Annotated in this window: 19 protein-coding genes; 8 read left to right on the forward strand and 11 right to left on the reverse strand. The window is 63.4% G+C overall.

Annotation, left to right across the window (positions count from 1 at the left end; translation table 11 throughout):
- The first annotated feature begins 49 nt into the window (after window positions 1–49).
- Complete coding sequence (locus tag HU767_RS17945) at window positions 50–1,078, forward strand: bile acid:sodium symporter family protein (protein ID WP_186707924.1); 1,029 nt, start codon at window positions 50–52, stop codon at window positions 1,076–1,078.
- On the opposite strand, the gene HU767_RS17950 is transcribed toward HU767_RS17945, so the two are convergent.
- A complete protein-coding gene (locus tag HU767_RS17950) occupies window positions 1,065–2,342 on the reverse strand; it encodes an acetyl-CoA C-acetyltransferase (protein WP_186730135.1) in 1,278 nt (425 codons plus the stop codon). The genes HU767_RS17945 and HU767_RS17950 overlap by 14 nt on opposite strands.
- 249 nt (window positions 2,343–2,591) lie before the next feature.
- Between HU767_RS17950 and HU767_RS17955 the strand changes: the two genes are divergently transcribed.
- Window positions 2,592–3,944: a 3-oxoacyl-ACP reductase gene (locus HU767_RS17955; protein ID WP_186707920.1), complete on the forward strand. Its 1,353-nt coding sequence runs from the start codon at window positions 2,592–2,594 to the stop codon at window positions 3,942–3,944.
- 2 nt (window positions 3,945–3,946) lie between these two features.
- Complete coding sequence (locus HU767_RS17960) at window positions 3,947–4,801, forward strand: MaoC family dehydratase (protein ID WP_186730136.1); 855 nt, start codon at window positions 3,947–3,949, stop codon at window positions 4,799–4,801.
- 226 nt (window positions 4,802–5,027) lie between these two features.
- On the opposite strand, the gene HU767_RS17965 is transcribed toward HU767_RS17960, so the two are convergent.
- The 4 genes from HU767_RS17965 to HU767_RS17980 are packed head-to-tail and all read right to left on the reverse strand — an operon-like array spanning window position 5,028 to window position 7,300.
- A complete protein-coding gene (locus tag HU767_RS17965) occupies window positions 5,028–5,585 on the reverse strand; it encodes a DUF4136 domain-containing protein (protein ID WP_186707916.1) in 558 nt (185 codons plus the stop codon).
- 20 nt (window positions 5,586–5,605) lie between these two features.
- The gene (locus tag HU767_RS17970) at window positions 5,606–6,223 is read right to left on the reverse strand and encodes a DUF4136 domain-containing protein (protein ID WP_186707914.1); all 618 of its coding nucleotides are present in this window, start codon (window positions 6,221–6,223) and stop codon (window positions 5,606–5,608) included.
- A 25-nt stretch (window positions 6,224–6,248) separates the two neighbouring features.
- Window positions 6,249–6,998: a methyltransferase gene (locus tag HU767_RS17975; RefSeq protein WP_186707912.1), complete on the reverse strand. Its 750-nt coding sequence runs from the start codon at window positions 6,996–6,998 to the stop codon at window positions 6,249–6,251.
- Entirely contained in the window at window positions 6,995–7,300 is a 306-nt protein-coding gene (locus HU767_RS17980) for a MazG-like family protein (protein ID WP_003186192.1), read from the reverse strand. Before HU767_RS17980 ends, HU767_RS17975 begins: the two co-directional genes overlap by 4 nt.
- Before the next feature lie 165 nt (window positions 7,301–7,465).
- On the opposite strand from HU767_RS17980, the gene HU767_RS17985 reads away from it, so the two are divergent.
- Window positions 7,466–7,759 carry a hypothetical protein gene (locus HU767_RS17985; protein ID WP_186730137.1) on the forward strand — a complete coding sequence of 98 codons (294 nt, stop codon included), beginning with the start codon at window positions 7,466–7,468 and terminating at the stop codon, window positions 7,757–7,759.
- Between the two features lie 197 nt (window positions 7,760–7,956).
- Window positions 7,957–9,303 (forward strand): MATE family efflux transporter, encoded by a 1,347-nt coding sequence (locus HU767_RS17990; protein ID WP_186730138.1) that lies wholly within the window; start codon window positions 7,957–7,959, stop codon window positions 9,301–9,303.
- A gap of 6 nt (window positions 9,304–9,309) precedes the next feature.
- Here HU767_RS17990 and HU767_RS17995 read toward each other — a convergent pair whose 3' ends face one another.
- The 6 genes from HU767_RS17995 to HU767_RS18020 form a co-directional block, all read right to left on the reverse strand.
- Window positions 9,310–10,107: a DUF4123 domain-containing protein gene (locus tag HU767_RS17995; RefSeq protein ID WP_186730139.1), complete on the reverse strand. Its 798-nt coding sequence runs from the start codon at window positions 10,105–10,107 to the stop codon at window positions 9,310–9,312.
- Window positions 10,104–11,411 carry a contractile injection system protein, VgrG/Pvc8 family gene (locus tag HU767_RS18000; protein ID WP_186730140.1) on the reverse strand — a complete coding sequence of 436 codons (1,308 nt, stop codon included), beginning with the start codon at window positions 11,409–11,411 and terminating at the stop codon, window positions 10,104–10,106. The genes HU767_RS17995 and HU767_RS18000 overlap by 4 nt, the downstream gene beginning before the upstream one ends.
- 397 nt (window positions 11,412–11,808) lie before the next feature.
- Complete coding sequence (speA, locus tag HU767_RS18005; protein ID WP_186707901.1) at window positions 11,809–13,722, reverse strand: arginine decarboxylase; 1,914 nt, start codon at window positions 13,720–13,722, stop codon at window positions 11,809–11,811.
- 211 nt (window positions 13,723–13,933) lie between these two features.
- Window positions 13,934–14,305 carry a translation initiation factor Sui1 gene (locus HU767_RS18010; RefSeq protein WP_003197435.1) on the reverse strand — a complete coding sequence of 124 codons (372 nt, stop codon included), beginning with the start codon at window positions 14,303–14,305 and terminating at the stop codon, window positions 13,934–13,936.
- Window positions 14,306–14,474: 169 nt separating this feature from the next.
- The gene (locus tag HU767_RS18015) at window positions 14,475–15,032 is read right to left on the reverse strand and encodes an NUDIX hydrolase (RefSeq protein WP_186707899.1); all 558 of its coding nucleotides are present in this window, start codon (window positions 15,030–15,032) and stop codon (window positions 14,475–14,477) included.
- Between the two features lie 3 nt (window positions 15,033–15,035).
- On the reverse strand, window positions 15,036–16,103 hold the full coding sequence (locus HU767_RS18020) for a DUF2333 family protein (RefSeq protein WP_186707897.1): 1,068 nt from the start codon (window positions 16,101–16,103) through the stop codon (window positions 15,036–15,038).
- A 284-nt stretch (window positions 16,104–16,387) separates the two neighbouring features.
- Here HU767_RS18020 and HU767_RS18025 point away from each other — a divergent pair, with 284 nt between their 5' ends.
- The 3 genes from HU767_RS18025 (at window position 16,388) to aroQ (ending at window position 20,961) form a co-directional block, all read left to right on the forward strand.
- Window positions 16,388–18,058, forward strand: coding sequence for a PleD family two-component system response regulator (locus HU767_RS18025; RefSeq protein ID WP_186730141.1), 1,671 nt, complete (start codon window positions 16,388–16,390; stop codon window positions 18,056–18,058).
- A 52-nt stretch (window positions 18,059–18,110) separates the two neighbouring features.
- Complete coding sequence (locus HU767_RS18030; protein ID WP_186730142.1) at window positions 18,111–20,057, forward strand: methyl-accepting chemotaxis protein; 1,947 nt, start codon at window positions 18,111–18,113, stop codon at window positions 20,055–20,057.
- 451 nt (window positions 20,058–20,508) lie between these two features.
- The gene (gene aroQ / locus HU767_RS18035) at window positions 20,509–20,961 is read left to right on the forward strand and encodes a type II 3-dehydroquinate dehydratase (RefSeq protein ID WP_018605716.1); all 453 of its coding nucleotides are present in this window, start codon (window positions 20,509–20,511) and stop codon (window positions 20,959–20,961) included.
- Window positions 20,962–20,976 lie beyond the last annotated feature (15 nt).

The raw sequence follows: 20,976 nt of genomic DNA on the forward strand, positions 1-20,976 counted from the left end.
GAAGATGACATTAGGCTAAGTCGACTTTTCCTACAACTTGCGGTGCCCTATGCATATCGTCAGACACCTCAAACGCCTGGTGACCGACTGGTTCCTGTGCGGCATGTTGCTCGCCACGCTGTTGGCGTATTTCTTCCCGACCTTTGGCGCCACGGGCGGTGCCATGCATGCCGAATGGGTGGTCAACATCGGCATCTTCGTGGTGTTCTTCCTGCACGGGGTCAACCTGTCCGGCGAGCAGATCCGCCACGGCCTGAAGAACATCCGGCTGCATGCGATGGTGCAGGGTTTCACCTTTGGCGTGTTCCCCTTGATCTGGCTACTCAGCAACTGGCTGCTGGGCAGCCATGTGCCGGCGCTGCTGATGCTGGGGTTCTTCTACCTCTGCGCCCTGCCCTCGACGATCTCTTCCTCGGTGGCCCTGACGGGCAGTGCGAAAGGTAACGTGCCAGCGGCAATTCTCAACGCGAGCCTGTCCAGCGTACTGGGGATTTTCCTGACACCGTTGCTGGTCAGTTTCGTCGTCGGCAGTGGCGCCGGGGGCATCGACCTGGGGTCAACCTTGCTCGACCTGTGCCTGATGTTGCTGCTGCCGCTGGTGCTGGGGCAGTTCCTGCGGCGTTGGTTGGCCGGCTTTTTCGGACGATACAAACGCTACACCAGCCTCATCGACAAGTTGGTCATCCTGCTGCTGGTCTATGCGGCGTTCTGCAACTCGATGGTGTCCGGCATCTGGCGCCAGCAAGGCAACGGCGTGTTGCTCAGCGCAGTGGTGGGCAGTGCCGTGCTGCTGGCAATCATCCTGTGGGCGACCACCCGTACCGCCCGCGCCCTGAAGTTCAACAGCGCCGATGAAGTCGCCGCGGTGTTTTGCGCCAGCAAGAAATCCCTTGCCGCCGGGGTGCCGATGGCGGCGTTGATTTTCGGCAACCATCCGGGCCTGGGGCTGATTCTGCTGCCGATCATGATCTATCACCCGCTGCAGTTGATCGTCTGCTCGATCCTGGCCGAGCGCTATGCCAGCCAGCACAAGGCGCTGACATCCGGCCAGGACGGCGCCCTCGTCAACGCTCGATGATCGCCGTCACGCCCTGGCCGGCGGCGGCACAGATGGAGATCAACCCTCGACCTCGCCCGGCGGCATCCAGCAACTTGGCGAGGTTGGCGACAATGCGCCCGCCCGTGGCGGCAAACGGATGCCCGGCGGCCAGGGAACTGCCCTTCACGTTCAGCCGGCTGCGGTCGATGGACCCCAGCGGCGCGTCGAGACCCAGGCGGGTGTTGCAGTAGTCCGGGTCTTCCCAGGCTTTGAGCGTGCACAGCACTTGGGCGGCGAACGCTTCGTGGATTTCGTAGTAATCGAAGTCTTGCAAGGTCAGGCCGTTGCGCGCCAACAATCGCGGCACGGCGTAGACCGGGGCCATCAGCAGCCCTTCGGCACCGTTGACGAAATCCACCGCCGCCGTTTCACCGTCACGCAGGTACGCCAGGATCGACAGGCCCCGGGCCTTGGCCCATTCTTCGCTGCCCAGCAGCACCAACGAGGCACCGTCGGTCAGTGGCGTGGAGTTGCCGGCGGTCATCGTGCCCTTGGCGCTTTTTTCGAAGGCCGGCTTGAGGGACGCGAGTTTTTCCAGGGTCAGGTCCGGGCGCAGGTTGTTGTCCCGGGTCAGGCCGAGAAACGGCGTCATCAAGTCGTTCTGCCAACCTTCTGCGTAGGACGCGGCCATTTTCTGATGGCTCTCCAGGGCCAACTGGTCTTGCGCCTCCCGAGGGATCTGCCAGGTCTGGGCCATCAATTCACAGTGCTCGCCCATGCTCAGGCCAGTGCGCGGTTCGTTGATGCGCGGCAGATCCGGTATCAGGTGTTGGGGGCGCAATTGCAGGAAAGTCTTGATTTTCTCGGCGGTGGTCTTGGCGCGATTGGCTTGCAGCAGGATCCTGCGCAACCCCTCGTTGACGGCGATCGGCGCGTCCGATGTGGTGTCGACGCCGCCGGCAATGCCGCTGTCGATCTGGCCCAGGGCGATCTTGTTGGCCACCAGCAGCACCGTTTCCAGCCCCGTACCGCAGGCCTGCTGTACATCATAGGCCGGCGTCATCGGTGACAACCGCGAACCGAGCACGCATTCGCGGGTCAGGTTCATATCCCGGGAGTGCTTGAGCACCGCACCGGCCGCCACTTCGCCGATGTGCAAGCCATGCAGGTTGTAGCGTTCGATCAGCCCCTCGAGGGCAGCCGTCAACATCGCCTTGTTGCTGGCGGTGGCATAGAGCCCGTTGGAGCGGGCGAAGGGAATGCGGTTACCGCCGATGATCGCGACGCGACGTAGTTGTGTCATGAAAGAACTCCCTGTGTACCCTGTGAAAACTCAACCGGACCCTGTGGGAGCAAAGCTTGCTCGCGATGAACGATGACGCGACCTACCTGAAAAACGCGGTGTCTGCATCGCGAGCAAGCTTTGCTCCCACAGGTATCCCGTACCCTGGAAACAGCGCTCCGGCACAAGCTTAGGCTTTATCTCGCCGATCGAACGACTGATTGCCAATCATGGTCCACACTTGGAACCTCATCAGCCGGAGTGTGTTCCATGTCTGACCGTTATATCGACTTCGCCAATTCGCCCATTGGCCGGCGCATGGTCGGGTCCCTCGGCCTGCCCTCGCCGGTACGCCTGGAACGCTGGCAGGCCGGGCGGCTGCGGCCGATCGAAGGCGCGCTGCTGCTGGGCGGTGGGCCGTTGACCGAACAGGTCAGCACCTTTGCCAAGCGCCTGACCGACAGCATTTTCATCTACGGCGGCGAACCGACCCTGGCCACGGAATGGATCCCCGGCCACGGCCCGAAAATCAAGGCGGTGGTGTACGACGCCAGCCATTTGGTCCAGGCCGACCAGCTCAAGCAACTGCGGGAATTTTTCCAGCCGCTGATGAAAAACCTCGACCACGGCGCCCATGTCGTCATCCTCGGGCGTGCACCGGAAAGCCTTGGCGATCCGTTCGCCGCCAGTGCCCAGCGAGCGTTGGAGGGTTTCAGCCGGTCCCTGGCCAAAGAGCTGCGCCACGGCGGGACGCTGCAATTGCTGTACGTCGGCGACGGTGCCGAAACCCAGTTGGAAGGTGCGCTGAGGTTTTTCCTGTCGCCCAAAAGCGCCTTCATTTCCGGGCAGGTCATTCGTCTTAACGCCTGTGACACCCAAGTCCAGGACTGGACCCGGCCGCTCACGGGGCTCAAGGCGTTGGTCACCGGTGCAGCCCGCGGGATCGGCGCCGCCATCGCCGAAACCCTGGCCCGCGATGGCGCCGACGTGATCCTGTTGGACGTCCCCCAGGCCAAGACCGATCTCGACGCCCTGGCGGCACGCTTGAGCGGGCGCAGCGTGACGCTGGATATCTGCGCAGAAGAGGCTGCCCCTCAGTTGATCGAGCACTTGCCCGACGGCGTCGATATCGTGGTGCACAACGCCGGCATCACCCGGGACAAGACCCTCGCCAACATGACCCCGGAATTCTGGGACGCCGTGCTGGCCGTCAACCTCAACGCCCCGCAAGTACTGACCAAGGCCCTGCTGGACAGCGGCACCCTGCGGGACAATGGCCGGGTGGTTCTGCTGGCGTCCATCAGCGGCATTGCCGGCAACCGTGGGCAGACCAACTATGCGGCGAGCAAAGCCGGGCTGATCGGCCTGGCCCAGGCGTGGGCGCCGCAGTTGCAAACACGCGGGATCAGCATCAATGCCGTGGCGCCGGGCTTCATTGAAACCCGCATGACCGCCGAGATCCCCTTCGCCTTGCGCGAGGCCGGACGGCGCATGAGTTCCCTTGGCCAGGGCGGTTTGCCCCAGGACGTCGCCGAAGCCGTGGCCTGGCTCGCGCAACCAGGCACGGGGGCCGTGACCGGTCAGGCCCTGCGGGTATGCGGGCAAAGCCTTCTGGGAGCGTGACCATGACGATTCAATGGCATGACGTCAGCAGCCCGCCCTCCATGTCCGGGCTGTATTCGAAAGCGGCGACACGGCGCAAGATCACCGGAACGACCTTGCCCGAGGAAGGGTTGCGCCAGGTGCTCCAGGTCGACCCGCAACGGCTGGCGGCTTATCGCAAGGTTTGCGGTTTCGTCGATAACGGACTGCTGCCGCCGACCTATCCCCACGTCTTGGCGTTCGCCCTGCAAATGCAATTGCTCACGGGGCGGGACTTCCCTTTTCCGTTGTTGGGGCTGATCCACTTGAGCAACCGCATTCGTGTATTGCGGCCCATGGGCGGCGTCGGCCAGGTGCGGACCAGCGTCCATGTCGAGAACCTGCAAGCCCATGCCAAGGGCGCGGTCTTCGACCTGGTGACCCGCCTGGATGATCAATTGGGGCCGCTGTGGGAAGCTCGGAGCCAGATGCTGTGCAAAGGGGTCCAGCTTGACGGCGCACTGGTGGACGACTCGCCCGAGGCCAGCTTGCCCTTGATTGAAGTCGCGCGCTGGGCCGCACCGGCTGACATCGGTCGGCAGTACGCCAAGGTCTCCGGCGACTACAACCCGATCCACCTGAGTGGCATGAGCGCTCGGCTGTTCGGCTTCCCCACCGCCATCGCCCATGGTCTGTGGAACAAGGCCAGGACCCTGGCGGCGCTGGATGACCACCTGGCCGAGGCCAACATCGAAATTGACGTGACCTTCAAAAAACCAGTGCGCCTGCCCAGCGAAGTGACCCTGCTGGCCAGCGCGGCGGGCTCCAGTGGGCAACTGCAACTGATGGGCGCCGGGGCGCTGGAGCATATGGTGGGAGCATGGCGGCCGGTGGCCTGAGCAGGTCGATGGTATTCACCGCGCCCCCCTGTGGGAGCGGGCTTGCTCGCGAAAGCGGTGGGTCAGTCTGAATCAATGTGACTGTGCAGCCGTCTTCGCGAGCAAGCCCGCTCCCACAGTTTGTCCAGGGATGTTCATAGATCCGATAGCCACCACCAATCCCTGTGGGAGCGAGCTTGCTCGCGATGGCGGTGGGTCAGCTTGCATCCATCTTGAATCACCCCACTCAGCGCGGCGGGTAGTTGGACAGGATCCGCCCGACCGTCTCGCGCACAGCCGTGTTGCGGTCGGTCGGGTTGGGGGAGTTGCTGAGCAATTGCTCATCACTGCCACGCCACACCAGCTTGCCGTCCTTGCCATCGAGCAGGTCGATCTGCACGGTGGCGACCTTGTAGCTGATGTTGCGGGTTTCGTTGTACATCGGCCCGCCCCAATACCCGTTCCAAGGGCCGCCCCAACCGCCGCCATAGTTGGTCGTGACCTGTTGCTGGCGGTCCTCGACAATCAAATAGGCCTGGACCAGCACATCGCCGCGCCCACCTGCCGCGGCCGGGCGCAGGCCGCGCTGGTCGAGTTGATCGGCCACCGCCTGGCGGATCCGCTGCTCGGTCAGGTCGCTCTTGATACGGGGGTCATCAGGACGATATTGCAGCGCCGGGTCTTTCCAGCTCCAACTGCGATATGCCGCGAAATCACGGCTGGTGTCGAAGTCATGATTGACCTGGTTAGAAGCACAGGCCCCCAGCAGCAAGGTGAAGGCCAGTAGAGCAAGACGGCGAAACATGGTTTTTCTCCGTTGCGTAATCAACTTGGCGGATACGCCGACAGGGCTTTTTCCACCGCTTCACGAATGGCGTCGGTGCGCTCGGTCTGGCTGCCCCGCTGGCCAGTCTCGGCGCTGGCGCTCCACACCGGCTGACCGGTGCGGGCATCGAACAGGTCCACCCGAACCACCACGACTTGTTCCTGATACGTGCGCACCATCGGCATCGGACGGTACACGCCATAACCCGGACCGTAGCGGTCGTAACGGTTGTAGCCACCGTAGTACCCCGCATCATAGTCGTCCCGAACCTGACGCACGCGGGTTTCCAGGCGCAGGTCGGCGCTGACGAACAGGTCGGCGGGCCGGTTGTCATGCAGCGGCCGCAGGCCCCGCTGGTCGAGGGCATTGCTCACCGCTTCGGCCACTTGGGCCGAATCCGCCCAGGCAGTGCCCGGTGGCAAACGCCCGTCACGCCAGGCCCAACTGCGATAGCGCCCATAATCACGGGGCGGCGCCGGATAGGCGCTGCGGTCGAACACCGTGGCGGCCTCGGGCGGCGCCGGCGGCAGCGGGTTGGACGTGGCGACATAGGGATTGCTGCCCTGGCAGGCCACCAGCCCCAGGCACAGCACCAACAACCCTGAACGACCTTTCATTTCGCGCTCCGATTGCACGTTCAGATCAGAGGGGACGGCAGATCCAGTGCAGATAACGCCCCAACCCGGCAAATGCCGGATGGCGACGGTGGGCCAGCTCCATTTCCAGCAACTGCGCTAGCTCCACCCGCCCCTGGAATTCTACGGGCATGTAGTCATGGAAAACCCGCACGCCACTCTGGCTTTCGACCTGCCACAGGCCTTCAAGTTGCGCCGCCAATTCGCGCGGATCAAGGGGCTGTTGTGGTGTCAGGCTCTGTTTTTCGCCGGCCATGTCGTTTTTACGCAACTTGCGAAAATGCCCCTTGAGCAGGTTGCGATAGACCAACGCGTCGCGGTTGTAGAACGCCAGGGACAACCAACCGCCCGGGACCGTAAGTTGATGCAGCACCGGCAGGATCGCGTGGGGCTCGGCCAGCCACTCCAGCACCGCGTGACACAGCACCAGGTCGTAAGGCTCGGTCAACTGGCCGAGCAGGTCCTGCCACGGCGCCTGGATAAACGTGGCCTGCTGGCCGGCCTCGGCAAAGCGTTGGCGGGCGCCTTCGAGCATGGGTTCGGCCGGCTCGGCCAGGGTCACCTGGTGGCCGCGCTCGGCCAGCCACAACGACATATGGCCCAGGCCGGCGCCGATGTCCAGCACGCGCAACGGGCGTTGCGGCAAGCTTTCCAGCAGGTCGGCCTGAAGCACTGCCAGGCGGATCGCGCCCTTGGCCCCGCCGTAGATTTTCTCCGCGAAACGCGTGGCGAGCTGATCGAAATGACGGTCGCTCATTGGCCGAACCGCCGTTCGCTGTCCGCCAGCTTGCTGCGCACCACGGCGTCCATGTCCAGCCCCAACTCGCTGCACAGCAGCAACAGGTACAACACGATGTCACCGACTTCCTGCCCGGCGTGGGCCAGTTTGTCCGCCGGCAACTGGCGGGACTGATCCTCGGTCAGCCACTGGAAAATTTCCACCAGCTCGGCCATTTCCACGCTGGCGGCCATGGCGAGGTTTTTCGGGCTGTGAAATTGCCGCCAATCGTTACGATCGCGAATGGCATGCAGGCGTTCGGTCAGTTCAACAAGGTTCATCGGGTTCTCCTGAATGCGCATAGCTTCACGGGGATGATCGGGGAAGGCAAGAGTCCTCGGTACGAAGCGGCGGTTTGCCCCATAATCGAACCAACTCGGCCGCCACAGCTCCTACAATCAGGAGCCAACGGCTCAACGCAGATTCCCTCCCATCAGGATGCACATATGCAGGCAGAAAGCTTTTTCGAATGGCTCGGCCAGGCGCTCGGTTCGGTGATCCGGTTCATCGTCGACCTGCTCAGCGGCCTCTTCAACACCCTGGCCAACGCCGGCGGCAACTTCGTCGACGGGCTGTCACGCACCCTGGGCATGGACACCTCGATCATCAGCATCATCGCCCTGATCCTCGGGCTGATGCTGCTGTACACGGCCATTCGCGCGTTCATGCGGGCCTCGATCGTCATGGGCATCATCTGGCTGGTGCTGGGGTTGTGGTTGTTGAGCTGGATCATTCACTAGAGCCTCCAGCATCCCCTCGCCCGACACAACACTCTGTGGCGAGGGAGCTTGCTCCCGCTGGGGCGCGCAGCGGCCCTGTTTTTGGGGACGGCTGCGCAGTCCAGCGGGAGCAAGCTCCCTCGCCACAATGAATCCAAGTTCCGCAGGGAACGAGCAGGCAAGAACCCGCTACAATCGCGCTCCATCAAGGAGCCCGCATGCCCAACCTGACCACCGACTGGCGCGACCGCCTCACCCATCGCCGGGTCTGGGCATTGGCTGCGCCGATGATCCTCTCGAACATTTCCGTACCGCTGGTGGCGCTGGTGGACAGCACGGTCATCGGCCACTTGCCCCATGCCCATCAGTTGGGCGCGGTGGCGGTCGGGGCGAGTTTGTACACGGTGCTGGCGTGGGCCATGGGTTTCTTGCGCATGGGCACCACCGGGTTCGCCGCCCAGGCCGCCGGGCGGGGTGACGGCGCGGCGTTGCGGCAAGTGTTGCTGCAAGGCCTGCTGTTGGCGATGGGGTTGGCGATGTTGCTCGGCGCCGTCGGCGTGCCGTTGAGCGACGTGGCCTTGCACTTCATGCAGCCGTCCGCTGAGCTCAACCAGTTGACCCGCGACTTCTTCCACACCCGGCTCTTCGGCTTGCCGGCGGCGCTGGCCAGCTATGCGCTGGTGGGCTGGTTCCTTGGCGCCCAGAATGCCCGGGCGCCGTTGGCGATCCTGCTGGTGACCAACCTGGTCAACATCGCCCTGAACCTGTGGTTCGTGATCGGCCTGGACTGGGGCGTGACCGGTTCGGCCCGGGCCTCGGTGATTGCCGAGTGGACCGGTGCGCTGGTTGGCCTGGCCTTGGCTCGCAAGACACTGCGGGCCTGGCCCGGACAAATCGCCTGGGCAGCCCTGGGCGTGTGGCGGAACTGGCGTCCGCTGCTGGCGGTGAACCGGGACATTTTCATTCGCAGCCTGGCCCTGCAAGCGGTGTTCTTCCTGATCACGGTGCAAGGCGCGCGCCTGGGGGACGCGACCGTGGCAGCCAATGCCCTGCTGCTCAACGGCCTGCTGTTGACCGCCCATGCCCTGGACGGCCTCGCCCACGCCGTGGAGGCGTTGTGCGGCCATGCCATCGGCGCTCGCGACCGCCTCGCCCTGCGTCGTTCGCTGGTGGTGGCCGGCGGTTGGTCGCTGATTGCCAGCCTCGGCTTTGCCCTGCTGTTCCTGCTCGCCGGCCACGTCTTCATCGACATGCAGACCGACATCCCCGACGTACGCGCCACCGCTTATGGCTACCTGCCCTACCTGGCGACCTTGCCGCTGATCGCGGTCTGGAGCTACCTGCTCGACGGCCTGTTCATCGGTGCCACCCGCGCCCGGGAAATGCGCAACGGCATGGTCTTGACCCTGCTGCTGGTGGCGCCAATCGCCTGGATGCTGCTGGGGTTGGGCAACCACGGACTGTGGATCACCTTCTTGCTGTTCATGGCCTTGCGCAGCCTCACCCTCGGTGCGTTTGCCTGGCACTTGCAGCGGCACGACCGTTGGCTCGGCGCGCCGACGTAATAATCCTCAACCCTGACGGCCCTGCCAGCGTCGCCGCAGGTGATCGAGCCGCTCGCGCTGCGAACCACCCTCCGGCCCCGGCAAGAGCCGGGCATTGGGGTATTGCAGCCGCAGCCAGAGCCAGTCGTCGAGCACCGTCCGCTCGGTAAAACCCAGCGCCAGCCCCTGCTGCACATCCTCCCAGAGCCGGCGGTAATCACGGCCGGTGGAATGGGACCATTGCCACGCGTGACGCTCCAGCAGGCAGCGCTGCAACTGGCCCTGCTGTCGATCGCTGAGGCCGTGCTCCTTCTCCAACGCCGCCACCGGCAATCCGGGGTTGGACAGTTGCTGCCAGCCCTGGCTGCCGATCGCCCGGTCGGCCCATGTGCCGCCGAACCAGCGCAACAGGCTGATCGGACCCAGCCAGCAACTGAGTTCATGGGCGTCGCAACCGTCGAAGAAATAGCTGGCGGTGTGCGGGTTGTAGTAATTCAACAAGGCTTTGTGATGCAGGCCCAGCGTCACCGTCAGCATGCGCCGCAGATGCGCCAGTAATTGCACCGCAGGCTGTGGACAGGCCAGCAACAGCCCTGGCCAGGCGCGCGGGTCCAGGTGGCAAAGACTCGTCAACGCGGGCGATTGGCGCAGATCCACCAACAGCGGGCCGTGGTCGCGAAGCCCATGCAGCTCAGTACCTTCGAACAGGGCAAAGTGCTGGGCATCGGCGAACTGCGCGTGAACACGCTGCACCGCCTCAGGCGCACTCGGTGCGTCCAGCAACAACCACTGCGGCGTCGATCCAGGCACGGCCACGGCGCTCATCGAGCAATGCCCGCGCCGCGGCCCATGAGCATGCGGCAGGTGCACAGGGGTTGGGTGCAAGGGTTGAAAGGCCCGCCTTCGGGCAACAGGCACAACAAGATCAGCGGCTCGGCCTCCCGCAGCGCCGACAACAGCACCGGATCGACCACGGATGGCCCAAGTGTTTCGCCCGAGAATGACTCATCCGCCCCCTCTACCGAGGCAGGCTCGCTCAGAAATGCACTGATCAACGGCCGATCCGGATCGCCTTCGATAAAGCTCACCAGCACCTCGGTACCGTCACCCATCGCGTCCACCCCGCCAGCCGCCAGCTCGGGCGCCAAAGGCAACCAGCAATGGCTGGGACTGGAACCTTCGCCCTGATAGACCCAGTCGAACTCCACCGCCACGCGCCCTGCCCCGAGCACCGGAGGCTCGTCAACCGCCACGACCCAACCGCGTTGCCGGCTTGCCATGCGGGGCTTGACCGGGACGTTGTCCGGCCTGAACAGCACGCCCCGGGGAATGGCCTTGAAATGATTGCCATACATGCCCGCCTGGGCGCGATGCTCAACCTTGGTCAACAGCCAGCGCCGGTTCCAGCTGGCAAACGGATGGGCCATCAGCGTCAGTATCTGGCCCGCGTGCAGGTTCGTCAGGTCGCTACGACCCTGGGCGACTTGCTGCCCCGCCACAGCGGTTTGCACGCTGAAGGTCCGCACCGCGGCAGTCGGCCCGTCGTCCGCATAGACCGCCTGGCCGGCAGGGGGGAAACTGTGCGGGTTGTCCGCGAACACCAGGCAATGCCCGTCGCGGGCGTGTTCGAAATGAAAGTGGATACCCGCTTGGGCGCACACGCGCTGGAGGAACTGCAGGTCCGATTCCCGATACTGGGTACAGAAATCCTGCGGTGGGTAATCGCCACTCAGGTCCAGGCACAGGCTGCGCCCGCTGATGCCATGGGCCTTGAGCACTTGGCGAATGATCTGCGGCACCGAGCGGGCGCTGAACACTCGCTGGTTGAAGCGCTGAGCCAGACAGGCCAGCCTGGGGCTGATACGCACCCGGCAGCCGGCGCCATGGGAATGCTGGACCCACTCATGGATCTGCCCATGAATGCCTCGGCCTGGCGCTCCGAAACTCAACCAGACGCTGCGGTACAGCAAGCCCGCCAAGTCCAGGCTCGGATCGAGCAACGGCAGCTCCGCTTCATAGACGAAGGGTTCGCTGATCGCTTCACTGCCCGTAAAAGCGACCACGTCAACGGGCTCGGGCAGACCGGCTATCTCCAGACGAAAAGCTGGCTCGCGGGCTGGATCGGACATCGGCGTTTCTCTACAGGAGGGGCGGCCGGGGATTCTCGCCGACCGACATGGCCGCGTAGAGGGGCCAAGTACAAGTTAGGAAAGGGACTACATGAAATAAGGACATCGCCGATTAAATGAACCGGTGTGAAGAAATAGCCGTGGCATAAACAAAAATGCCCTCCGGGACTGTCCGAAAAAAACCGCAATGTACGGTGTTTTTTCTGACAGCCCCGGCGGGCAGTGTCGATCAGCCAAGAGGTGGACCTGATGCAATCCTGTGGCGAGGGAGCTTGCTCCCGCTTGGGTGCGAAGCAGCCACAACGAATGGGTCTGCTGCGCAGCCAAGCGGGAGCAAGCTCCCTCGCCACAGTGAATCGCGCCAACCTTGAGGGAGCGGCTGTGGGGCTATCTTCTATCAGGACGACAGATACGACGAACGCGTCAGCCCCAAACGCAGCGCATCGAGGAACTGGGTGCGCTCGGCGGCGCTGATGCGGGCGCTGGCGCATTTGTCGCGGTAGTGCGTCATCAACTCCTCTGGCGACAAGTGCACGTAGCGCAGCATGTCTTCGATGGTGTCGTGGGTTTCGATGCCTGCGTGGTACACACTGCCGTCGGCGTTCTGGTAGATGTTCACCGAGTCGGTATCGCCGAACAGGTTGTGCATGTCGCCGAGAATTTCCTGGTAGGCGCCCACCAGGAAGATGCCCAGCAGGTAGTCTTCACCGGGATTGAGGGCGTGCACCGGCAGGCTGGTCTCGATGCTCTGCTCGTCGACGTACTGCTTGATCTTGCCGTCGGAGTCGCAGGTCAGGTCTTGCAGCACGGCGCGGCGCAGCGGCTCTTCGTCCAGGCGATGCAGCGGCAGGATCGGCAGCACTTGGCCGATGGCCCAGGTGTCCGGCAGGCTCTGGAATACCGAGAAGTTGCAGATGTACTTGTCGGCCAGCTTGTCGTTGAGTTCGTCCAGCACCTGGCGGTGCGAGCGCTGGCGGGCCTTCAACGAGTTGTGCAGGCGACGGCACACGGCAAAGTAGCACTGCTCGGCCAAGGCTTTTTCCGCCAGGGTCAGCTTGCCGTCGGCATATTGCGCCGCCACGTCGCTCATGTAGTGCGTGGCGCGCCAGTAGGTCTCGGTGACCATCTCGATGTCGGTCGGGCCCAGCAGGTCAACCAGCCATTGCACGGTTTCCGGCAGTTCCTGCTTGTTGTCGATCGCCGGCACGTCGTCGTTGTGTTTTTCGACGTCGGTCACCTGCACCACCAGCATCGCGTGGTGAGCGGTCAGCGAGCGGCCACTTTCCGAGAAAATGTGCGGGTGCGGCAGGCCCTGGGCGTCGCAGAACTCCTTGAGCATGCCAACCACGACACCGGCGTAATCGTCCATGTCGTAGTTGATCGAGCTGGCATTGCGCGAGTGCGTGCCGTCGTAGTCCACGCCGAGGCCGCCGCCGACGTCGATGTGATCCACCGGCAGGCCGAGGTTGCGCAGCTCACCGTAGTAACGGATCGCTTCCTTGAAGCCATGCTGGTAGTCCGCCAGGTTGGCGATCTGCGAACCCATGTGGAAGTGCAACAGGCGGATGCCCTGGTCCAGGCCAGCCGCGCGGAAACGCTCGACCACCGACAGCAGTTGCGCGGCCGACAAGCCGAACTTGGACTTCTCGCCACCGGTATCGGCCCACTTGCTCGACGCCAGGGAAGACAGGCGCACCCGCAGGCCGACCTGTGGCTTGACCTTGAGCACCGCGGCCTCTTCGATCACCAGGCCGACTTCGGACTCTTTCTCGATGACGATGAAGACGTTGTGGCCAAGCTTCTGGCCCATCAGCGCCAGGCGGATGAATTCGCGGTCCTTGTAGCCGTTGCAGACGATGGTCCCGCCCTTCGGTGCGAGAGCCAGCACCGCCAGCAGCTCCGGCTTGGAACCGGCTTCCAGGCCGATGGAGACGTTCTGGGTGGCAATGATGTTTTCGATCACCGCTTCCTGCTGGTTGACCTTGATCGGGTAGAGCGCGGTGTACTTGCTCTGGTATTCCAGGCGCGCGATGTTGCTGTCGAACGCGCCGGTAAGCTGGCGCACACGGTCTTGCAGGATGTCGGGGAAGCGCACCAGCAACGGCAGCGAGAGGCCGCTCTGGCGCAACTGGTCGACTTGCTCGAACAGGTCGATGGGCGAACTGCCTGGACCGTTCGGACGGACTTCGACGCGACCGGCTTCATTGATCGCGAAATACCCGGCCCCCCAATGGCGAATCCCGTAAACGCTGCGGCTGTCCGCAACTGTCCATTGGCTGCCATCGTCTTTGCGTGTGCGTCGTACGGACATCGAAGTCCCCTATAAAGAAGTCAAAATGCACCATCCGGTCGGAGGCTGGGGCAGTCTAGAGAGTGAAAATGACGAATTGCCTGTTAGCAAGGTAGACCCTGCTCCCAGCGATGAGTTTAGAAACCCGTTCAGAACAGGCTCTGTGAAAACCATGCGGGCGACCTCGGACGGCGGGTCCGGGTCAAGCCGAGGGTGGTTTTCACAGAAGCTGCTAGCCGCCGGATTTCTTTGCCTTGAAGCCGTGCTTGACCAGTTCCGCCAGCAGCAGCTCGACGTGATCGCCCTGGATCTCGATGATGCCGTCTTTCAACGCACCACCGGTGCCACAGCGTTTCTTCAACGTGGTGGCCAGTTCCTTGAGCGCGTCTTCGGCCAACGGCACACCGGTGATAGTGGTCACCGTCTTGCCGCCGCGCCCTTTGCTTTCCCGGCGCACACGGGCAATGCCGTCACCGGCGGGGATGGCGGTCTGTTTGCAGATGCAGGCATCCACCGGCTGACGGCAATCAGGGCAATGACGACCGGCGTCGGTAGAAAATACCAGGCCGCCCAGGGCGGCGAAGGATGCGGCTTTTTTGGCCACCGGCAATCCTCTTGGGAGGACAAAGACTGGTCGAGGGGAGAATGGGCCTCGACCGCGAAACCCCACTCAGGCAGGGGCAGCGCTACTGGACCGCAGACACGGTTCAGCTTGAAAAGTCGCGCAGTGTAACGGCAAAAAGCCGACTTGCTAAGGGCCAATCAGCGCCAATTTATAGCTTCTTTGCGACGCTGCCACCGTGGACGCGCAAATAGCGCTCAAGTGCCGCCAGGGAGTCCGGGCAGTAAGGCATGCGCTGGATTTCGTCGAGCACCTGTTCGAGGGGCAGGAACCGCGCTTCGAGGACTTCTTCGGGTTGCAGGACCAATGGGCCGTCCCACACCGCCGAGAACGCCGAGCACCACAGGCGACTGCCGGGGTCTTCGAAATAAAAATGGTCATGGGCGGTCAGTTCCACGCCGCTCACGCCCAGCTCCTCCGCCAGTTCACGGGCCGCCGATTCGGCATAGGTCTCGTCGGCCTGGACCATGCCGCCCGCCGCCACGTCCCAGAACCCCGGGTAGATGGCCTTGCTCAGGGTGCGCCGGTGAACACACAGTTCACCGGCCGAGTTGAACAGCATGATGTAGGTGCCACGTCCGATCAGCCCGCGTTCGCGCAACTGCGAACGCACCAGGCTGCCGAGCAGGTTGTCGTGCTCGTCGACCCACGCGATCAACTCGGCATCCGAGGCCACTCGGTGAGCGACCTCCCGGGGGCTTTCGTTCATGGATCAACCCTGGTTCAGCAGTTGCCGCAAGTCGATGACCGCTGCGTTGGCCCGGGAAATGTAGTTGGCCATGACCAGCGAGTGGTTCGCCAACACACCGAAGCCGCTGCCGTTGAGGATCATCGGGCTCCAGACCGGTTCCTGGGACGCTTCCAGTTCACGAATGATCTGCCGCACGCTGACCGTGGCGTTCTTTTTCGCCAGCACATCGGCGAAGTCCACTTCGATGGCGCGCAGCAGGTGCGACAGCGCCCAGGCCTGGCCGCGGGCTTCATAGAACACGTTGTCGATCTGCAGCCATGGGGTCTCGACCACCTCTTCATCCACCTGCGGCACCTGGCCCGGGGCCGGGACTTCGGTTTTCAGCGAGGTGTTGAGCTTGACCCGGCCAACGCTGGCCGACAGGCGCTGGGACAACGAACCCAGGCGCGTGCCGACGTCGCCCAGCCAGTTGTTCAAGTTGTCGGCGCGCGCGTAGAACAGCGCGCTTTTCTGGTTCGGGTCGGACAGCCGCGCCTGATAGCGGCTCAGGGAGTTGATGCCTTCCTGGTATTCGGATTCGCTGGAGGGCAGCACCCAACTGCGGTTGTCGAAGTTGAAGCGCGGCTCGGCCTTGGCCAGGTCGGCGTCCTCGGCGGACTGGGACTGGGAGCGGGCGAAGTCCTTGCGCAGGGCACGGCTCAGGTCGCGGACCTGCACCAGCACGCCATATTCCCAGCTCGGCATGTTGTCCATCCACAGGCCCGGCGGGAAGCGGTCGTTGGAGATGTAGCCACCTTGCTTGGTCAGCAAGGTCCCGGCCACGGTCTTGAGGGTCTCGACCGTGGTGTAGCCCACCACCATCTGCCGACCGTCCTTCTCGGCCGCGGCCTGGGCGTTCTGCTGCACAGGGAACAACGCGGGCTCCTGGCTCCAGTACCAGCCGACGGCAATGGTCACCAGCAGGTAGAGGGCGATCAGCGTGGCCAGTGCGCGGCTGAAAAAAAGCCCACCCAGGTAGCTGCGGGTGGCCGATTTCGGCTCGGCGGCGCGTTCAGGCGCGCTGCCCGCGCGGTTTTTCCAGTCCAGCATGGCGATGTTCCTTCAATCACTTGAGTTCTCGGTTCGACCACAACCCTACGCCATCGTGCCTGATTTGAAACGCGATAATGCGGCGCCAATCATGCCGGGCGCGACAGGGCAATCGAACAGCACTATAAAGGAAGCGTTGCCATCGGCCTACGAGACTGTCCAGTCACAAACTGAATTTCGCGACTGGACAGAATATTGACGTACGACACTCATGCGAGGGAAAAGAGGTGCTAGCATAGAGCCACCAGTCGATCTCAGCATGCACCCTAACTAGTAGTCAGGATATGACCGAGCCAGAAGACCCCAGCCGTGAGCGCCTCAAGCACCACTTTGCCCAGCGGGTAATTCATCAGGCTCGTCAGATCCTGGAGATTTGGCAGCGCCTGCAACGCAGCGAATGGTCAAGCACCGACCTCTCGGAACTCAGCGAAGCCAATCTGCGCCTGCTGCGCTTTGCCGAGCGCTTCGAACAGCCCGAGCACTCCCAACTGGCCCAAGGCATCAGCCAGTCGCTGCAAGCGGTGGATGCCAATCGCGGGCGCCTGAGCAGCCACCTGATCACCGAAATCAACCGCCTGATGCAGCGTTTGTCGCGCACCGGCCTGCGCCACGGCGACCAGCTCGAACAAACTTTCCTGCCGCCGCTGCGCAAACCCGTCTACGTGATGCTGCAGGACCATGACCGCGCCGAGCGCCTGGCCAAGCAGTTGGAGTTCTTCGGCCTCAGTGCCCAGGCGCTGAACAGTGTCGTGGCGTTCCGCGCCTCGATGGTCGAGCGCCTGCCGGCGGCGATTGTCATGGATGTGGATTTCAGCGGCCCCGGCGCCGGCCTGAAACTGGCCGCCGAAGCCCAGGAAGGCCTGGAGCAACCTTTGCCGCTGTTGTTCTTCAGTTTGTTGGAAACCGACACGCCGACACGCCTGGCCGCGGTACGCGCCGGCGGGCAGGAATTCCTCACCGGCACCCTCGAAGCCTCGAGCCTGCTGGAAAAGATCGAGGTGCTGACCTGCGTTGCCCAATACGATCCCTACAAAGTGCTGATCATCGATGACTCCCGTGCCCAGGCCTTGCACACCGAGCGCCTGCTCAACAGCGCCGGCATCATTACCCGCACGCTGATCGAACCGATCCAGGCCATGGCCGAGCTGGCGGATTTCCAGCCCGACCTGATCATCCTCGATATGTACATGCCCGCCTGCACCGGCACGGAACTGGCCAAGGTGATCCGCCACAATGACCGCTACGTCAGCGTGCCGATCATCTACCTGTCCGCCGAAGACGACCTGGACAAGCAGCTCGACGCCATGAGCGAAGGTGGCGACGACTTCCTGACCAAGCCGATCAAGCCTCGGCATCTGATCACCACCGTGCGCAACCGTGCGGCCCGGGCGCGCAACCTCAAGGCGCGGATGGTGCGCGACAGCCTCACCGGCCTGTACAACCACACCCACATCCTGCAATTACTCGAAGATTGCAGCTTCCGCGCCCGCCGCGAAGGCAAGCCCCTGAGCTTCGCCATGCTCGACATCGACCACTTCAAACGGGTCAACGACAGCCACGGCCACCCCATGGGCGACCGGGTGATCAAGAGCCTGGCGCTGTTTCTCAAGCAACGCCTGCGCAAGACCGACTTCATCGGCCGTTACGGCGGCGAAGAGTTCGCCATTGTCATGCCCGACACCGACATCGACGCTGCCTGCAAGGTGTTGGATGAGATTCGCCAGCGCTTTGCCGAAATCCATTACCCGGCCCAGCCCCATGATTTGTGGTGCACCTTCAGCGCTGGCGTGGTGGAGATGAGCGATGATTCCGACAGCCTGATGATGGCCAGCCAGGCGGACGAAGCGCTGTATCGCGCCAAGCACGCCGGACGCAACCGGGTACAGAGCGCCCGTCAATCAAAGCAAAGTGCCACTTTTTCATCGGAATCGACTGATTCGGTCATAAACCTGTAACTCAAGCGCAATAAATTCAGGCACTTACGATTCTGCCCCCGGTAGACCCTTGATGCGCCTGAAGCTGCTGACCAATCTCAACACCCTTCTTTTAGTTGCCGTTTGCCTGGGCCTCGGGGTCACCCTATGGTGGTCGCAGATCGCCCTGGAGCGGCCCTACTTGCTGATGGAGCGTTATCTGGGCCTGTCGCGGCAGTTCCAGGGCGAAGTGGCGCGCAACATCGAGGACTACCTGGCCAGCGGCGACGCCTTGCGCCTGAGCGCGGCCACCCAGGCCTTGGAAACGCTGCAAAAAGACCTCGACCAGTTTCCCCTGGAGCTGGCCAAAACCTTGCGTCCGAGCCTGTCGAACCTCGATAGCTTCAGCAAGACCGATCTGCTGGCCGCCGGCAAACTGGCCGGCGATCCGCAGGCGTTGCTGCTGCAGGCCGAGCGCGAACTGAGCGCCAGCCTCGATCAACTGGCCCAATACGCCAACGGCGCCCCAGCTTACTTGCCTCCCTTGTTCGCCGCGTCGCAGCACCTGGGCCGGTTGTCCCTCACGCGGGACAAACTGGTCAGCAGCGGCCGCAGCGAACTGGCCGCCGATGTCGAACGGGAACTGGCGAGCATCCGTGTCGAGGCCGAACGCCTCGATAGCCTACCGCTGCTGGGTGTCACCGCCAGCAGCGATTCGGGCAGCGATGATTTCGCCGCGCTGATGGGCCTGGAGACTCAGGAAAAAGCCGCCGCCGAAGACGCTGGCATCGCCCTCAAGCGCGAACTCAACAGCCTGCTCGGCCGTTATCCGGCGGAGTTGACCCGCACCCGTGAATTGATCCAGAAACGCACCGAGCTAAGCAGCGCCACGCACCTGAAAATCACCGACGTGCAAACCGCGATCGATACCCTGGAACCGGCCGTGCGGGCCCAGCATGGGCAGATCCAGGGGGAGGTACGCTTGATTCAGGGGGTGATGATCGGCCTGATCCTGCTGATCGCACTGTTGATCGACACCTTGCAGCGACGCCTGGCCCGCACCTTGACGCACCTGGCTCCGGCCCTGTCGACCTGGGCCGAAGGGGACTTCAGCCGGAGCATCCACGTGGGCGCCAGCAACCGCGAAATGCAAGACATCGAGGCTTCGCTCAATCGCCTGCGCGCTTATCTGGTGGACCTGGTGGGCACCATTCGGGTGAATGCCGAACAGGTCGCGGGCAGCAGCCGGGCCCTGGCCGAGCTGAGCGGCGAATTGCACAGCGGGGCCGAGCATCAGGCCGGCGACACGGCGCTGATCCGTGATTCCCTCAGCGAACTGGAAGCGACGATCCAGCAAGTCGCCGGCGACGCCAGCCAGGCCGCAGACGCCAGCCGCAGCGCCGGGCAAGCAGTGGAGCAAGGGCAGAAAGTCATCGGCCTGAGCCTCACGGGCCTGCACGCGCTGGTGGGGGAAGTGCAAGGCAACGCGCAGATGATCGAACAACTGGCCGAGGAGTCGGCCACTATCGGCGGCGTGCTGACGGTGATTCGCTCGATTGCCGACCAGACCAACCTGCTGGCCCTCAACGCCGCCATCGAAGCAGCCCGTGCCGGGGAAATGGGCCGGGGCTTTGCGGTGGTGGCCGAGGAAGTCCGCTCCCTGGCCCAACGCACGGCCGGCGCCACCGCCGAAATCCAGACCCTGATCGCCCGCCTGCAATTGGCCGCGCGCCAATCGGTGGACGGCATGCGCGCCCAGGTCGAACACGCCGAAGCCACCGCCAGCCAGGCGCAAGCGGCGGACGGTGCACTGGATGAAATCGTCGGCGCCATCCAGACCATCGCCGACACAGCGGTCCGCATCGCCGACGTCACCGCCCAACAGAGCGGAGCCGTCAGCGAAATCCGCGACCACAGCGAGCGGATCCACCAACTGGGCGGGGACAACCTGCTGCGCATCGGCCAGGGCCGGGAGCAAGGCGACCATCTCTTGGTGCTGGGCGGGCAATTGCACACCGCAGTCCAGGCGTTTCGGGTTTAGCACCAAGCACCCTATGAATCACCGTGGCGAGGGAGCTTGCTCCCGCTCGGCTGCGCAGCAGTCGTAGAACCTGCCTACTGTTTTTTTCCGATACACCATGTTGAATGGTCTTGGGGCTGCTGCGCAGCCCAGCGGGAGCAAGCTCCCTCGCCACAGGGTCGATTCCGATAGAAAGTGGACACTCACCGTCAACCGCCATCGCCTGTGGGAGCGAGCCTGCTCGCCATAGCGGTGGGTCAGTTTGCACCAGGATTGAATGGGCCGCCGTCATCGCGAGCAGGCTCGCTCCCCCAGGTTCGCGAGCGGGTGACCGGATCCGGGGGCATGGTCATAAATTTCGCGCAAACATCGGTCATCGTGCTGGCTATTGCCGAGAACTGGACAGTCATTAAGGCTTTGCGGCATAGTCGCCGGGTTCTGATACCTGCTCACAGATAACAAGGAACAGCAGATGGCGACCCTATTGGTCCTGCACGGACCCAACCTGAACCTGCTGGGCACCCGCGAACCGGGCGTCTACGGCGCCGTGACCCTGGCCCAGATCAACCAGGACCTGGAACAGCGGGCCCGCAACGCCGGCCATCATTTGCTCTATCTGCAAAGCAATGCCGAATATGAATTGATCGACCGTATCCATGCCGCGCGTGGCGAAGGCGTGGACTTCATTTTGATCAATCCAGCAGCTTTTACACACACAAGTGTCGCATTACGTGACGCGCTGCTGGCGGTGAGCATCCCATTCATCGAAGTGCATTTGTCCAACGTGCACAAACGCGAACCTTTCCGCCATCACTCCTACTTCTCCGATGTAGCAGTGGGAGTGATCTGCGGCCTTGGCGCCAGCGGTTACCGACTGGCCCTGGAGGCCGCCCTAGAGCAGCTTGAGAAACAGGCAACAGCTTGAACAACAAGCGTTAAG

The organism is Pseudomonas sp. SWRI179 (assembly GCF_014268705.1).
Lineage (GTDB): Bacteria > Pseudomonadota > Gammaproteobacteria > Pseudomonadales > Pseudomonadaceae > Aquipseudomonas > Aquipseudomonas zanjanensis.

Excerpts from the sequence above, each read along its gene's own strand:
- HU767_RS17945 (WP_186707924.1), top strand. The coding sequence starts at position 50 with ATGCATATCGTCAGACACCTCAAACGCCTGGTGACCGACTGGTTCCTG.
- HU767_RS17950 (WP_186730135.1), bottom strand. The coding sequence starts at position 2,342 with ATGACACAACTACGTCGCGTCGCGATCATCGGCGGTAACCGCATTCCC.
- HU767_RS17955 (WP_186707920.1), top strand. The coding sequence starts at position 2,592 with ATGTCTGACCGTTATATCGACTTCGCCAATTCGCCCATTGGCCGGCGC.
- HU767_RS17960 (WP_186730136.1), top strand. The coding sequence starts at position 3,947 with ATGACGATTCAATGGCATGACGTCAGCAGCCCGCCCTCCATGTCCGGG.
- HU767_RS17965 (WP_186707916.1), bottom strand. The coding sequence starts at position 5,585 with ATGTTTCGCCGTCTTGCTCTACTGGCCTTCACCTTGCTGCTGGGGGCC.
- HU767_RS17970 (WP_186707914.1), bottom strand. The coding sequence starts at position 6,223 with ATGAAAGGTCGTTCAGGGTTGTTGGTGCTGTGCCTGGGGCTGGTGGCC.
- HU767_RS17975 (WP_186707912.1), bottom strand. The coding sequence starts at position 6,998 with ATGAGCGACCGTCATTTCGATCAGCTCGCCACGCGTTTCGCGGAGAAA.
- HU767_RS17980 (WP_003186192.1), bottom strand. The coding sequence starts at position 7,300 with ATGAACCTTGTTGAACTGACCGAACGCCTGCATGCCATTCGCGATCGT.
- HU767_RS17985 (WP_186730137.1), top strand. The coding sequence starts at position 7,466 with ATGCAGGCAGAAAGCTTTTTCGAATGGCTCGGCCAGGCGCTCGGTTCG.
- HU767_RS17990 (WP_186730138.1), top strand. The coding sequence starts at position 7,957 with ATGCCCAACCTGACCACCGACTGGCGCGACCGCCTCACCCATCGCCGG.
- HU767_RS17995 (WP_186730139.1), bottom strand. The coding sequence starts at position 10,107 with ATGAGCGCCGTGGCCGTGCCTGGATCGACGCCGCAGTGGTTGTTGCTG.
- HU767_RS18000 (WP_186730140.1), bottom strand. The coding sequence starts at position 11,411 with ATGTCCGATCCAGCCCGCGAGCCAGCTTTTCGTCTGGAGATAGCCGGT.
- speA (WP_186707901.1), bottom strand. The coding sequence starts at position 13,722 with ATGTCCGTACGACGCACACGCAAAGACGATGGCAGCCAATGGACAGTT.
- HU767_RS18015 (WP_186707899.1), bottom strand. The coding sequence starts at position 15,032 with ATGAACGAAAGCCCCCGGGAGGTCGCTCACCGAGTGGCCTCGGATGCC.
- HU767_RS18020 (WP_186707897.1), bottom strand. The coding sequence starts at position 16,103 with ATGCTGGACTGGAAAAACCGCGCGGGCAGCGCGCCTGAACGCGCCGCC.
- HU767_RS18025 (WP_186730141.1), top strand. The coding sequence starts at position 16,388 with ATGACCGAGCCAGAAGACCCCAGCCGTGAGCGCCTCAAGCACCACTTT.
- HU767_RS18030 (WP_186730142.1), top strand. The coding sequence starts at position 18,111 with ATGCGCCTGAAGCTGCTGACCAATCTCAACACCCTTCTTTTAGTTGCC.
- aroQ (WP_018605716.1), top strand. The coding sequence starts at position 20,509 with ATGGCGACCCTATTGGTCCTGCACGGACCCAACCTGAACCTGCTGGGC.